Below are 14,497 nucleotides of genomic sequence, written 5' to 3' on the forward strand. Positions count from 1 at the left end.
GCGCGAGCGTTTCTTCTAGCTCCTCTTTTAATAAGGCTATATCACAATAATCAACTAAAATCGGCGTTAGAAGGGCGGGTTTGGTTGTTCTATTTCGCAAATCTTCCATTCGATGGGCACTACGTCCAATTACTGAGACATGGTAGCCATTATTCACTAACCATAGGGAGGTTGTCTGCCAACATCCCTGTTCCACCAATAACTAATGCGTGGGCCATTTATGTGTCCCTCTCTTATTTCGGAATTAGAAAGACGAGCGTTTCTTCCTTCTCATCATACTTAACAGATAGTTGAGTCAACAAGCCTATACAATGCCTTTTTATCGATTTTACCAACGCTTGTTTTCGGTAGTTCGTCTAAGAAAATCATTTGTTTTGGAATCTTATAACGACCTAATTGTTGATGACATAGCTCATTAAGATCATCTAATAGAGAGGCTACCTGGTGGGGACAAACAATAAAAGCTGTCACGATCTCACCCCAATAGTCATCACCTACACCAATCACGGCCACCTCCCGCACATCTGGATGCCGTAGTAGACATTGTTCTACTTCCTGAGGATAGATATTTTCACCACCTGAAATAATCATTTCTTTTCTACGCCCAACAATATAAAAATCGCCATCCGCATCCATCATCGCTAAATCCCCTGTTTTCAACCAGCCATCTTGCAGGATATTGGCAGTTTCTTGCTTGTTATTCCAGTAAAAGCGAAACATATGCTTCCCTCTTACCAATAGCTCTCCTACTTCTCCAGGTGCACAACTTTTTCCTGTATGATTGATGATTTTCGCTTCATTGAATTGCATACTTTTCCCGACAGCCCCCTTTTTTGCATAGGCACGCTCTCGGTCAATATAAAAATTATTGGGTCCTGCTTCTGTTAAACCATATCCCTCTTTAAAAAATATTCCCTTATTATAAAAAGCATCATAAATAGGATGAGGGCACGGGGCACCGCCAGATAAAAATACCTTCATGGAAGGAAATTGATTTTCCTGAAAATACTTCGTAGCAATCATTGCTTGATACATAGTTGGCACAAAAAGCGAAATGGTCGTTTGATATTGGTTCGTTGCTTGGAGTGCCTCTTCTGCATCAAATTTATCGCCAATAATGACCGTTCCTCCCGCCATCAGTAAGGGAATGCATAAAGCATTTAAGCCACCAGTATGAAACATCGGCATATAATTTAATGTCCGATCTTGAGCATGTAAACCCCAGCTAATAATAGTATTCATGGCATTCCAATTGACCGACAAAAAGGATAACACTACCCCCTTTGGCTGACCCGTCGTGCCTCCTGTATAAATCATTAACCACGGATCATCCACATCCACGTCTTGCCTACTTGGTTGTATCTCCTTCTCATGCTGGCTAACATGAAGTGAAAACATTTTTTCTAAAACCAAGGGACAATGACTATCCTCTTCGTATAATAGGATAGCAGGGGTCGCATCCTCCAAAATTTGTGTTAGCTCCTCCTTGCTTAAGCGCCAATTTAACGGTACATAAATGAGCCCACGTAGCCCACAGGCAAATAAAACAGCAAACAATTGGATATGATTTTTCGCAAAAACAGCGACTCTACTTCCTTTTTGTAGCTGCTGACGCTCGAAAAATTGACTCCACTTGCCGATTTCCTCAGATAATTGCTGGTAGGTCCATTGTTCCTTTGATGTTAAATTAATCAAGGCGATGTGGTGAGGTGTTAAAGCTGCACGTTTTAAAATCCATTCTTGCTCAACAAACATCTTGACTACCCCCTATCACATCATAATTGCGCCATCCACATGCAGAGTATGCCCATGAACGTAGGAAGCCTCATCAGATGCTAAAAATAAATAGGCATTGGCAATATCACGTGGTGTCCCTAAACGTTGTAGGGGGACGATTGATCGCATTTGAGCCAAAATATTTTCAGGCATTTTTTTGACCATATCTGTTTCTGTAAAGCCAGGTGCCACTGCATTAACATTAATCCCCTTACGCCCTAATTCCTTCGCCCATGTTTTTGTCATACCTACAATCGCTGCTTTTGTCGCTGCATAATTGGTTTGACCAACATTGCCATATACTCCACTAACTGAGGATGTATTTATAATTTTGCCTCCACCTGCTGCCGCCATATAGGGAATGACCTCCTGTGTACAATGGAAGACACCTGTCAAATTGACATCTAGCACCTGCTGAAATTGATCCTCCGTCATTTTTGTCAGCATGGCGTCTCGTGTAATCCCCGCATTATTCACTAAAATATCAATCCGTCCTGCCTGTTCGATCACTGCCGTCACCAGCTGTTTAACGCTCTCTCTACTTGCAACATCTACTTGTATAAATACAGCATTTTCACCTAGTTGTTGTGCTGCTAGAATGCCTGCTTTATCGTCAAAATCGGCGATAAACACCCATGCCCCCTCCTCGATAAAACGTTCAGCCGCCGCATAGCCAATACCATTTGCAGCGCCTGTAATGATAGCCACTTTATTGTTCAAACGCATACTGTCTTCCTCCAATTTCTAAAAAAGCTTCAATTTCAGCTGTCAATTGTGCTAAATCATCGATTAACGGTGAATGCCCACAGTCTTTTAGACCTACAAACTGTGCTGTTTTGCCTAAATCCTGTAATAACTCTGCATTCATTTCCTCTGTAATCACCAAATCACGATCCCCTCGTAGCACTAAAATTGGGATATGAAGCAACATGGCCTCCCGAGCGCCTTTTGCCACCTCATTATCAACAGCGCTTATGTTAAATGTATTAAGTGCATGATATACTTCTGCTAAATTGCGCTGTGTAAGCATATCCTCTACATATTCTTCATATTTTCCTTCGTTTGGTCGATGATGCGTATAAATTAATGCATTCCATATAGACTGTAAGCCTTCCGCATTTTTTGCATCGTAGAAGCCTTGAATAAGCTTTGTTTTGGATGTATCCACCAATACCTCCTCATAATGATAGGCTCGCTTAAAGGAGTCTGGATTGCCTGTTCCTAAATCCGTGTAAAATGGATAGCCACGTGTAGAAGCAGACGCAAGTAAAATCAGTCTTTGACAGTATCCTGGATAATTGGCTGCAAACTGCATACAGACAGCTCCACCTGTTGACCAACCAATCATATCAAAGCTTTGCAGTTGTAGTGCATCCACAAATAGCTTGACATCATCACTAAAATCTTTAATAGCTGTGATTGGCTTAAGATAGGATGATTCACCAAAACCACGTAAATCTATCGCGTAAATGGTGTATTTGTCGTCTAAAGCATCCATCAGAATATCCCAATGCTTAGAAGATGTCATATTGCCATGTACTAACACTAAAGGATGACCTCCACCTGATCGCTTGCGATAGGCCATTGTCTCTCCATTTGCTAGTTGAATCGTTTTTACCATGCCATTTCCCCCTTATCCCCAACGTATTGTGATAGCGCCCCATACATAGCCAATGCCAGCACTAACAAGCGTCACAATATCGCCTGCTTGAATTTGATGTTGCTCCTGTGCTAGCTGTAGGGACAATATTTGATCGATCTGACCTATATGTCCATAGTCTTGCAAATAAATAGACTGCTCCTGCTGTAAGCCAAGCTCCGTTAAAATATAATCGTGTGCAGATCTTTTCATGTGCAACATCGCTAAATAATCTAGCTGATCGTCACTGTATCCACTTTTCGCTAAAGAACTGCGAATGACCTTCAAAAAATTGCTTAAAGATTTTTGTTCTAGCCGCTCCTTCATCCCAATGGGGTCCAAAACGTCAAGCTTATATAAATTTTCGGTTAAATGGGTTGGGGTTAATGGATTTTTCGTTCCCCCGACTGGCACGACTACATCCTCTGAGAAAGAACCATCCGTTATAATATCTGTCTCTAGTAGCAGATTTTTTTCATAGTTTTTTTGTAATAACATGGCGCCTCCACCAGCCGCTAAATTGTACATAAAGCGCGTTCGTGGATTGCTGTAATCGATAAAATCAACATTGCGATAACCACCTGCTAACAGAATGGTTCGTATCGTGTCATCTGAAGCCATTAAGCTTTTCGCCACTTTCAACGCCATGATTGTTGTGCCGCAGCGTAATTGCACATCAAATGCCCATGCATTCACTGCACCAAGCTCCTCCTGCATTTTAATGGAGGCTGTCCAGAGTGGATATTCCTTATGTTCCTCCCCCATATAGATGACAACATCAATATCCTTAGGGTCTATATTCGCTTTTTGAATCGCCTCCTGTGCTGCCCAGATACCCATTTGCACTGTATGATCAGACTTATCAGGAATTGGCTTTTCATGAATGCCCATTTTTTGACGGATAATGGCCTCAGGAATATTGGAAACAGCCGCAATTTCCTGCGATGTCATCTTCTGTTGGGGTAGATAAATACCCGTACTTACAATACCGACTGTCATTCAAATCGCTCCTTTTCCTGAGGCAGGGGACCTGTCGTTTTTCGTTGCTTTAGCCTTCCTCGCCACATCCAAAAGAGCAATCTTAATGAGCCAATAATACCTTTTGGGAAGAAGATAACAGCTAAAATATAGAGAATCCCAAAGAAGATAATCCAACGTTCGAAAATGGGATAATCTCGTGCAAGCCCTGACAGTGCATGTTGCGCATATTCGATGACCGCCGAGCCTAATAGCGGTCCCACTAAAGTACCAACCCCACCGATAATCGTCATTAATAATGCATCCAGCGTAATATCCATGGCCATGACACTCGTGTTAACGAAGCGCAATGACACTGCATATAAGGAGCCTGCAAAACTTGCTACAATGCCTGCCACAACTGAGGCAATGACTTTATAGTGCAACGTGTTAAAGCCTAAAGATTTCGTCCGTTGTTCATTTTCACGGACGGCAATTAAAATACGACCTGTTGGTGAATTAACAAAGCGGTAGAGCGCCAAAAAGATGACAACCAAGCTTGCTAGCACAAAGAAATAGAAGGTCATTCGATCTCTAAATAGATCAGGTGCTCTGAATGTAAAGCCATCATTGCCATACGTAACAGAGCGCCACTTTTCAGCTAAGACTAAAAATAACCCCGAAAAAGCTAGCGTCAGCATCGCAAAAAAATGACTTTTTAAGCGTAAGGTTAATAAACCTACTAAAAAGCTAATGAAGCCTGCTAGTATCATGCCTATCACGATAGACAGTACAAAAATCAAGAGTGTGTGATCCATCTGCTTAAGCATGACTGCTGTTGTGTAGGCACCAATACCGAAGAACATGGCGTGCCCAAAGGAGACGATGCCTGTATAGCCTAGTAAAATATCATAGCTCATTGCCAATATCCCAAAAATAAAGATTTGTGTGAGTAAAATAAGTAGTGTCCTTGAATCATTGACAAAAGGAAGGATAATAAAAATGACAAGTAACAGGAAAAAAGCGAAAGCGCGTAAGGATATTTTGTGGTTCATGATGTTCGCTCCTTTCGCATCGCAAACAGCCCCTGAGGACGGAAAATTAAAACGATTGCCATTAAAATCATATTGACCGCTAGTGACAGCACAGGGACATAATAAGCCATAAAGCTACCTGCTAGCCCCACTAAAATCGCTGCAAGTAAGGAGCCGGAAAAACTACCCATACCGCCAATTACCACAACAATAAAGCCTAAAATGGCATACTCCATGCCCATTTCTGCATAAATCACACCTGAATAGGGAGCCATCAACATCCCACTAAGTGCCGCCAGAGCAGCGCCCACCATAAAGACATATAAAAATACACGCTTAATATGAATACCGAGAGCCTGCGCCATTTCCTTATCCTGCACACCAGCCCGAACAATCAAGCCAATCTTCGTGCGCTTCAGCATATATTGGAAAATACCAAAAATCACAAACCCTATGACAATAATAAATAAACGATATTTAATGATGATCACATCACCAATTTCCCAGCTTCCTGCTAAATAACTTGGTGTTTTTACTGCCACCCCATTTGGACCAAAAACCACCTTAATAAGCTCCTGCAAAACGAGCATCAACCCTAAGGTAATTAAAATTTGCTGAATATGATTGCCGTAAACAGGCGTAATAATGAATTTCTCTGTCAGCAGTCCAAGCAACGCTCCAGTCACAATCGCGCCTATAATCCCAACGATAAAACTTTCTGTCAACATATAGGTAAAGATGCCCGCATAGGCCCCCCAAACAAATAACCCACCATGCGCAAAATTCAATACATCCATTAAACCGAAAATTAATGTCAAACCAGCTGCTAGCAAAAAAATTAACATCCCAGTGGCCAAACCATTAATGATTAAATTGACCAATAGCTCCAATGTTAGTCACCCCCCTCTATCCAATACCAAGATACTTGCGTTTTAGCTCTTCATCATAAATCAAATCCTGCATATTGCCCGAATTTACTGTTCTCCCATCATCAATTAATGAATAGGTATCACCAATTCGACTAGCCATGATAAAGTTTTGCTCCACTAGAACAATGGACGTTTTCTTTTTCATTTCCACAATCGCTTCCATCACTTTTTCCACAACTATCGGAGCAAGTCCCTTGGAAGGCTCATCTATCAGTATTAATTGGCTATCATTGATAAAGGCTCTTGCCATGGACAGCATTTGCTTTTGACCACCCGATAAATGCCCACCAGCCTTTTTCCAAAACTTCTTTAAGTCAGGAAACAGCTCTAGCACATATTGCTGTCGCTCTAATGTGGCTGAATCCTCCTTGCGCATCGCTACCTTCATGTTTTCCTCTACCGTTAAATCTGCAAAAATCCCTTGATTTTCAGGTACATAGCCGATTCCTAATTTAGCCACCTTATAGGTAGGGCTTTTTTTTATCGATTGGGAGCGAAAGGCAATATCACCCTTTGTTGCAGGCGTTAAACCCATTATCGTTTTTAGGGTGGTCGTTTTCCCTGCGCCATTGCGTCCGAGCAGTACAGTAACCTGCCCCTCCTTCGCTTCAAAATTAACGCCCTGCAAAATATGATATTGACCAATATGCGTGTGAACCTCATTTAATGTCAGTAAGGTGGTCATCGTACAGCCCTCCTAAATATGCATGTTGCACAGTATCATTATTCATAATTTCCTCTGGTGAACCATCTGCTAATAGCTGACCATTGAACAACACCATAATAGAATCCGATAAATCCAAAATCATATCCATTTTGTGTTCAATGAGCAAAATGGTTTTATCCCCCTGCTGTTTTATGCTTCGAATAATTTCTAAAATCGTAGGTACTTCCTCTAATGACATCCCTGCAGTTGGTTCATCGAGCAGTAGAATTTCTGTATCTAACGCGAGTAGCATGGCAATCTCAAGCTTTCTTTTCTCTCCATGGGATAGCATTGTTGCCTGGGCATCTCGTTTATTGTCGAGTAGCACAAGTGCCAATAACTCCTCCGCTTTGTCCGTAATCGCCTGATAGCTTTTGTAATGGCGGAATAGCTGATAACGAATTCTCTCCTTGGATTGGACGGCTAAACGAACATTTTCGAGAACTGTTAAGTTTGGAAATACATTGGTAATCTGAAAAGATCGTCCCAATCCCATTCGAGTTCTTTCGATGGCTGACTTTTGGGCAAGTGATTGTCCTTTAAAATACACATCACCCGCAGTTGGCTTTAGCTCACCACTAATCAAATTAAAGAAGGTTGTTTTCCCAGCACCATTCGGCCCAATAATGGACTTTAAATGCTTCTCAGGCATTTGAAAATTAACGCTATCCACAGCCGTATGTCCCCCAAAACGAATTGTTAAATTATCTGTATATAATATAGGCTCCATTCTCTACTCCCTTCCTTCTCACGTTTATGTAGAGAGACAGCCATGCTGCCTCTCAATTCTTTAATTCATAACGGGAGGTGCTGTTTCTTCAGGACTTAGCTCCCGAATAAGTACTGGTACTGGATAATCCACACCATCTCGTTGCTCTAAGCGAATCGAATACATGGATTGTAGAGCCTGGTGATCCTCTTCACGGAATGTCATCGTCCCTTTTGGTGTTTCAAAGGACATACCTTCCATAACGTCGATTAACTTGTTGGCGTCTGCATCCCCATCCGATTGTTTTAATGCCTCCACAATAGCAATTGCCGCAGACATGCCGCCAGGAGTAAATAAGTCGGGCACTTCATTGAAACGTTTTTGATGTTCATCTACTAACCATTGATTGACATCATTTTGAGGAAGTGTATGATAATACACCGAGAAGCCTTCCATCCCAACCAATGGGTTCATAAATTGAAGCGCAATAATATCCGGCGCACCCGTCGAAATTTTAATGCCCTTTTCTTGAATTTTAAGATCTGCAATTTGATTCCATGGTGAATTTGCCCCTGCCCATACCACAAACAAATAGTCTGGCTTCGCATCAATCACCTTTTGCAAATTGGAAGTAAAGTCTGTTGCAGCAGGATCTGCATACTCCTCTAGTACAATTTCAGCCCCTAATTCCTCCGCTGCTGTTTTAAAGGCATTCACACCATCCCAGCCAAACGAATAATCTGGCGCAAATGTAGCGATCTTCACACCTTTACCTGCAATAGCCGCTGCCGCTGCATAGGCATCCTGTGATGAATTACGACCTGTACGGAAAATATACTCATTGAACTCTGAACCTGTAATACTGTCAGCCACCGCAGGCTCTACCACCATAATTTTTTCATACTCCTCGGCAAGCGGTAGAACAGCGAGCGTATCACCCGAGCTTGAAGAGCCGACTAAAAAATCAACCTGATCATCTTCTAAAAGCTTTGTCGCTTTTTGCACAGCCACCTCTGGCTTTGTCTCTGTATCCTCATATACAATTTCTATTTTCTTACCATTGACCTCCATCGTGCCGCCTGTTGCATACTCAATGCCTAAATCAAATCCTCGCTGTGTCTGCTTCCCATATGACTCAAGTGCCCCAGTTAACGATGCAAGCACACCAATCTTAATTGTGCCGCCTTCCGCAGTGACCGCCTTCGTCTCCCCATCAGAAGAATCCGCTTCCGTTGCACCGTCTTTCGTTTTTCCATTACAAGCCACCAACAACACAGCCAACATCACTAAAAGAAACCAATACCACTGCTTCCTCATCCCATATCCCCCTTCAAAATAAGCTACCTAGAAAGCGCTTTCTTGCTATGACAACACTATATAAAAGTTCAGTTACAAATTAGTTACAAGCTAGATGGCTCAAATATGAGCCACCTAGCTCTGTCCCGAAAGTGTAGTGAACGTAACGACAGGGACAAAAGATTTTAAGATTATGCCATTTCGTGCAGAGCATTTTTCTGTCCCGAAAGTGTAGCGAAGCGTAACGGCAGGGACAAAAGATTTTAAGATTATGCCATTTCGTGCAGAGCTTTTTCTGTCCCGAAAGTGTAGCGAAGCGTAACGGCAGGGACAAAAGATTTTAAGATTATGCCATTTCGTGCAGAGCATTTTTCTGTCCCGAAAGTGTAGCGAAGCGTAACGACAGGGACAAACATAGTTCTATTCCGAAAATGCAGCGAACCAGAATGGCAACTAAACAACATTTCTTAAAACAAAAAGCAAGAATGTTTAGAAATCAACATTCTTGCTTTTTTAGAGTTCACATTTATTTCTTATAATTTGTTTCTCATTATTGCAGTGATACATTGGATTCTTATTGCTTTTTTCCTTCTGCCTAGCTTTATACCGTAAAGATGACTTTTAATCGTACGTTTCATGATAACCATTCTTGTTTCAACATACTATACAATAATGAATCTCGCCAAACGCCATCTTTCATTAACATGTTTTCACGTAATACTCCTTCTTTTGACATTCCTATTTTTTCTAACACTTTAGATGATCCAATATTTCGAGGGTCGCAAGTTGCATAAATACGATGGAGCTTTAATGTTTCAAAGCCAAAAGTGACCAATAATTTAGCACTCTGCGTTGCTACTCCCTTACCCCAATAGTCTGGATTTACAATATAGCCAATTTCCCCAACTTTATTTGTAAAATCCTTAATCATCATTTCTACTGCACCTATTACCGTTTCTTGATGAATAATAGCAAAAACATATCGTTCCCTTGGTGTTTGTGTGGCTTCATCGAGAGCATCCTGAATGAATTCTTTTGTATCCTCTTCTGAATTCGGTCCCCATGTTTGATACCTACTAACAACCTCCTGGGAGGCATATTTATGCACATCAACCCAGTCTTGCTGCCTGAATTCTCTTAAAAGTAATTTATCATTTGCAAGTATCACTTTAATCCATCTCTCCCTCTACACGACTCAGCCATTCACTCATCAGCTCAGTAAACAATCCAGGTTGCTCGATCTGCAAATTGTGGCCAGCTCTATCTAAAATGGCGAAGCTTGCTCTGGGAAACTTCTCTAGAAGTGAAAACGCGTCCTTATAGCCAACCACAGAATCTTGTTTACCAAGCAAAAAGAGACTTGGCTTATCAAAGGACTTTTCGTCAACGGTAAAGGAAAATCCGTAGCTTTGCTGAATTTTTTCTAAAAATGCCTGATCTGCTAGATTACACCCTGCCAACACCTCGGTTGAATAGCGCTCCCAATTATAGGCATCTAAGACAACTTGATTAGACATAAAATCATCTTGCTCCTGCTGACTTAATGTTGATAAAAAAGCAGTATCTGCTTGTACAATACAATGCGGTGGCACCGTACGTTGTTCTTTTTCAGGAATGATGAGAGGACAAATAAAGGCCGTACCTAAAAGTTGATCCACTGATTTCCTCATAATACCGCGCGCTAAATAGCCACCATAAGATTCACCAACCAACAGGTACGATTCTTGCGGAATGATTGTGTGTACAAATTCGATAATTGCTTCTAGCATTTCATCCGAGTTCTGAATCGATGTATAGTCTGTTGTCTTCCCCATTCCTGGAAGATCCACATAAATACGTTTCCACCCTTCACTTTCTTTAAATACAGGCTCCATACAGCCCTTCATCAAACGATGATCAGGAGAAAAACCATGTAGCATGATGATAGGTATCCCTGTTCCAATTATTTCGTAGTATATATTCGCTTTTTTCGTCTGACAAAATGGCATTGTTGTTCCTCCAAATAGGTTACATTTTTTTATAGTTTATATAGACTACGCCACTGTTGGAGCGAGTTGACACGGTTTATAAGCGGCTCTAGCCTTAATTAGAGCGCTTTGTCTACTCTTAGGAGCGGGCCTCCCCTCAATAGGAGCACTTTCATACTACTTAGGAGCAGTTCGAATCACTTCGCTTAGCCTAAACAACACTGGCTAACCCATTATCAAGTCATAAACTGACATGGTGGATTCCATTGGGGTTGTGTTAAGCTCCTGTTGTAATTGCTGGACACATTTTTCATACCATTTTAAGGCAAGAGAGCGATTTTGGAGCTGGTAGTGGCTGTACATGAGCAGGCGATACGCTTCCTCCCAAAGTGCATCCTCGCGTAGCATCTTTTCTGCGAAAAAAATGGCTTTTTTATATTGCTGTTGCCTTGTTGCATTTTGTGCCAATCGTTCCAAAACTTCGATATATAAAAATTGTAGCTTTTCACGGTCCTGCGTTAGCCAGTCGATTTGCTTTTTTTCCGCATAGAGCACATCCGTATAGCTTGCTTCTGCTAATAAGAGCCACTCATTGGACAGCTGTGGATCAAATTCGTTCATTCCTAAGCTGTAATAATAGTGAAAGCGTTCAACATCAATTTGGAGAAAAGCAATATTTTGTAACTGATACATATTATTTTTCCGCTGAATGAAAAAGCCCTCTTGTCTTGCATGGCGTTGTGGCTCTAACACTTTGAGTAACGTATTTAAGACCACCTTAAAATCTCGATCCAAGGACTCGACACTACGCTCGGGCCATAATGCCTGTGCTATTTCTTCCTTTGGAGTAAAGCGATGGCGATGGCAGTAGAGGTACACGAATAATTCCTTCGATTTATCACGTTGCCATTCTTTGTCTTCCAGCTTTCGTTGTGTACGAATTAAATGTAAACTTCCAAAAAGATTCATCTGTACTTCATCATGCGGATAACTAATACTATCCTCGACCTGAAAATGACTTTGCAATGATAAGATAGCTGGATGCTCCATCTGACATATTTGACTAAATTGCAATAGCTCGTAAAAAACCATTCGATTGCTTGGACCAAGTATCGTTGGTCTTTGTAAGAAGTATTCATAGCCATTTGAAACACATAGTTGTGCAAACTGTTGAAAATACTGTTGAAACGGCTTCTTATTACACTCTTTCAGGGCAATCATTGATTGATAAAATAACACATGCATCAAGCCATTGCGATCACCGCACTCCTGAAATAGTTGCTGTGTCTTCTTTAATAATTGCTTCGCTCTCCCCATTTCTTGCTCAGTAAGGATGATTTTTACTTCTGCTAAAAGAATAAGCGCAGTCATCCAAGCATCTTGAACTTGCTCAGTTTCCTGTAAGCCTAGTGCTAAGTATTTCTTCGCCGCTACCATATCTCCTAACGAATGTTTGACAATGGCTAACCCCATATATGGCTCAGCCTTCACACGAGAAATATTAATGGCATTCATGAGGGTCAATGCTTTTTCATAGGCTTGACATGCCCCCTGATGATCTGGATAATCCATTAACAGCAGTGCATGAGCCTTTCTGATATACCCAACCGCCTCTATGAAAATAGACTTCTCCTTTATTCCTCTTCGAATTCCATGTTGGGCAGCATACCAGGCTTCTTTGCCCTGACCTAACAATGCATAAACGAAAGCTGCCAGCAGTTCACTTTCGCGATGGGTTGCAACAAGCTGAGGCGGTAATTCAAGTCGCTGCGCTAATAACTCCTTGGCTTCCTGTAGTTGTCCTGTTCGTAGTAAAACACGCACATCGACATTCGCTCGTTGTATGACATTCTCTGGCAATGCAACGTCCTCCATAAAGAGCTGTGCACCCTTGGCCTTCCCTAGATTCACTAAATTTTCAGCGTATTGCCGTTGAAGTTCTAGTAGTTCCTCTTTGCGCAATGGTGTATGTTTCGCAAGCTCTAATGCTTTCTCAAGATATGGCTCTGCTAAAGCTGGTTGAATAGTGTCTAAGTAAATATGGGCTATCCCAGCTTGAGACTTTGTCATAAATAGGTGATCACGCTGCTGCTGTGCGGTGATTGCACATTTTTCATAGGATTGTTTTGCTTTTTCATAATAAGCTCGGTAGCGATGACATTCGCCCTCAAAATAATATAATTTATAAAATTTATCTTTTTCCTGTGCACTAAATCGATTGATTTTTTCGAGCAACCATTCAAATTGACCAGCATGTACGATTGATTCTGCATGAAGCTGTAGTAGCTCTCCACAAAAATGATGATCATTCGTTTTAAAGGCATGATACAGGACAGCTTGAATATTTTGAAGTTCTCCATAATACAAAGCTGCTTGTTTATGAAGATCCGCATGTAGAGTTGGAAACTGTCGCCATTTCATTTCTAAAAATCGACTAAACAATGCATGAAAACGATATAAGCCATCTGTTGTCACAGGTTGAATAAATAAATGACGCTGAGTTAATGCATTTAGCATTTGCGCAATCTCAGTGCCATAAAACGCTTCCAATAACTCCGCAGAAAAAGTTGGAAAAATCGCTAATTTTAAGATAGTCTCCTGCTCAGTAGCAGTCATTCTACTATAAACTTCCTCTGATAAATATGTGAATAGCTCATTTGTGGGAATCCTCAGCCAATGATCTAACGAAGCATGATGCCATTGCTCTGCCAATAAAGAGAGGCTAATGGCCCAGCCCTCAGTGATCTCTAAAACCTTTTTTATTTCAGCTTCGGATAAATGTACATCTACATATTCTTCGAAAAACACCGCAATTTCCTCAGCTGAAAAGGCCAGTTCGTCCTCTTTCATAACCAACCATTTTTTTTGCAGCCTTAATTTCCTCATAATATCCCAATTGGGTAGTGTTCTTGAAGCAATAATAAAATGAATGCTAGGTGGAGCAAATTCAATGATTTTTTCCATGAAATAATTAATAGGAAAAACATGGTCTACTAGGTGAAAGTCGTCAATCACGATGAGAAGAGGCTCCTCTATATCACAGAGGCAATTGATAAATAGCTTATACCAACGATTGAGCTCATCCATCTTAGGAAAGCGTGATAATTGATCCCATCCACCAAATGTATGACCAAACTTCGGTACGACGCGCTGTATACTAAAAAAGAGATGTCTCAAAAAGGGTAATAAATTATCATCTTCATCAGAAATACTGTACCAAGAAAATGTACTTGATTCGGTTGCAAGAAATTGAGTTAGAATGGTTGTTTTACCATACCCTGCACCGCTATGCAAAAAAGTACAAGTATGATGACGAGTTTTCTTTAGCGTTCGCATTAGTGTTGCTCTATTAATGCAATGCGTGGATGGATTGGGCGCCATACATTTTGATTGAATAACAATATCTGCTGCCATATAAACATAACCTCCATATTTTGTAAGGTTACAAAAATTTCTACAAAAATTCAGATTATTAAATTATTGA

12 protein-coding genes are annotated in these 14,497 nt (G+C 41.0%); all 12 read right to left on the reverse strand.

From position 1 onward, the window contains the following. Positions 1-279: 279 nt before the first annotated feature. Complete coding sequence (locus tag RCJ95_RS09590) at positions 280-1,755, reverse strand: class I adenylate-forming enzyme family protein (RefSeq protein WP_446722156.1); 1,476 nt, start codon at positions 1,753-1,755, stop codon at positions 280-282. A 15-nt stretch (positions 1,756-1,770) separates the two neighbouring features. After that, complete coding sequence (gene fabG, locus RCJ95_RS09595) at positions 1,771-2,502, reverse strand: 3-oxoacyl-ACP reductase FabG (RefSeq protein ID WP_004227896.1); 732 nt, start codon at positions 2,500-2,502, stop codon at positions 1,771-1,773. Then, positions 2,486-3,397, reverse strand: a complete 912-nt coding sequence (gene phaZ, locus RCJ95_RS09600) for an intracellular short-chain-length polyhydroxyalkanoate depolymerase (RefSeq protein ID WP_274769068.1) — start codon at positions 3,395-3,397, stop codon at positions 2,486-2,488. Before phaZ ends, fabG begins: the two co-directional genes overlap by 17 nt. Before the next feature lie 12 nt (positions 3,398-3,409). Then, positions 3,410-4,414, reverse strand: coding sequence for a 3-oxoacyl-ACP synthase (locus RCJ95_RS09605; RefSeq protein ID WP_446722157.1), 1,005 nt, complete (start codon positions 4,412-4,414; stop codon positions 3,410-3,412). Beyond that, positions 4,411-5,427: a branched-chain amino acid ABC transporter permease gene (locus RCJ95_RS09610; protein WP_446722158.1), complete on the reverse strand. Its 1,017-nt coding sequence runs from the start codon at positions 5,425-5,427 to the stop codon at positions 4,411-4,413. The genes RCJ95_RS09605 and RCJ95_RS09610 overlap by 4 nt, the downstream gene beginning before the upstream one ends. Then, on the reverse strand, positions 5,424-6,296 hold the full coding sequence (locus RCJ95_RS09615; protein ID WP_004227888.1) for a branched-chain amino acid ABC transporter permease: 873 nt from the start codon (positions 6,294-6,296) through the stop codon (positions 5,424-5,426). The genes RCJ95_RS09610 and RCJ95_RS09615 overlap by 4 nt, the downstream gene beginning before the upstream one ends. Positions 6,297-6,312: 16 nt before the next feature. Continuing rightward, the gene (locus tag RCJ95_RS09620; RefSeq protein WP_221682877.1) at positions 6,313-7,020 is read right to left on the reverse strand and encodes an ABC transporter ATP-binding protein; all 708 of its coding nucleotides are present in this window, start codon (positions 7,018-7,020) and stop codon (positions 6,313-6,315) included. Continuing rightward, on the reverse strand, positions 6,995-7,771 hold the full coding sequence (locus RCJ95_RS09625; protein WP_221682878.1) for an ABC transporter ATP-binding protein: 777 nt from the start codon (positions 7,769-7,771) through the stop codon (positions 6,995-6,997). Before RCJ95_RS09625 ends, RCJ95_RS09620 begins: the two co-directional genes overlap by 26 nt. A 60-nt stretch (positions 7,772-7,831) precedes the next feature. Then, positions 7,832-9,067 carry a substrate-binding domain-containing protein gene (locus tag RCJ95_RS09630; RefSeq protein WP_221682879.1) on the reverse strand — a complete coding sequence of 412 codons (1,236 nt, stop codon included), beginning with the start codon at positions 9,065-9,067 and terminating at the stop codon, positions 7,832-7,834. A 613-nt stretch (positions 9,068-9,680) separates the two neighbouring features. Continuing rightward, positions 9,681-10,214, reverse strand: coding sequence for a GNAT family N-acetyltransferase (locus RCJ95_RS09635; protein ID WP_221682880.1), 534 nt, complete (start codon positions 10,212-10,214; stop codon positions 9,681-9,683). A 1-nt stretch (position 10,215) separates the two neighbouring features. Beyond that, positions 10,216-11,034 carry an alpha/beta fold hydrolase gene (locus RCJ95_RS09640; RefSeq protein ID WP_257522248.1) on the reverse strand — a complete coding sequence of 273 codons (819 nt, stop codon included), beginning with the start codon at positions 11,032-11,034 and terminating at the stop codon, positions 10,216-10,218. A gap of 204 nt (positions 11,035-11,238) precedes the next feature. Continuing rightward, the gene (locus RCJ95_RS09645; protein WP_446722159.1) at positions 11,239-14,427 is read right to left on the reverse strand and encodes a BTAD domain-containing putative transcriptional regulator; all 3,189 of its coding nucleotides are present in this window, start codon (positions 14,425-14,427) and stop codon (positions 11,239-11,241) included. Positions 14,428-14,497: the final 70 nt, after the last annotated feature.

This window comes from Lysinibacillus sp. BSL11, from assembly GCF_052928325.1.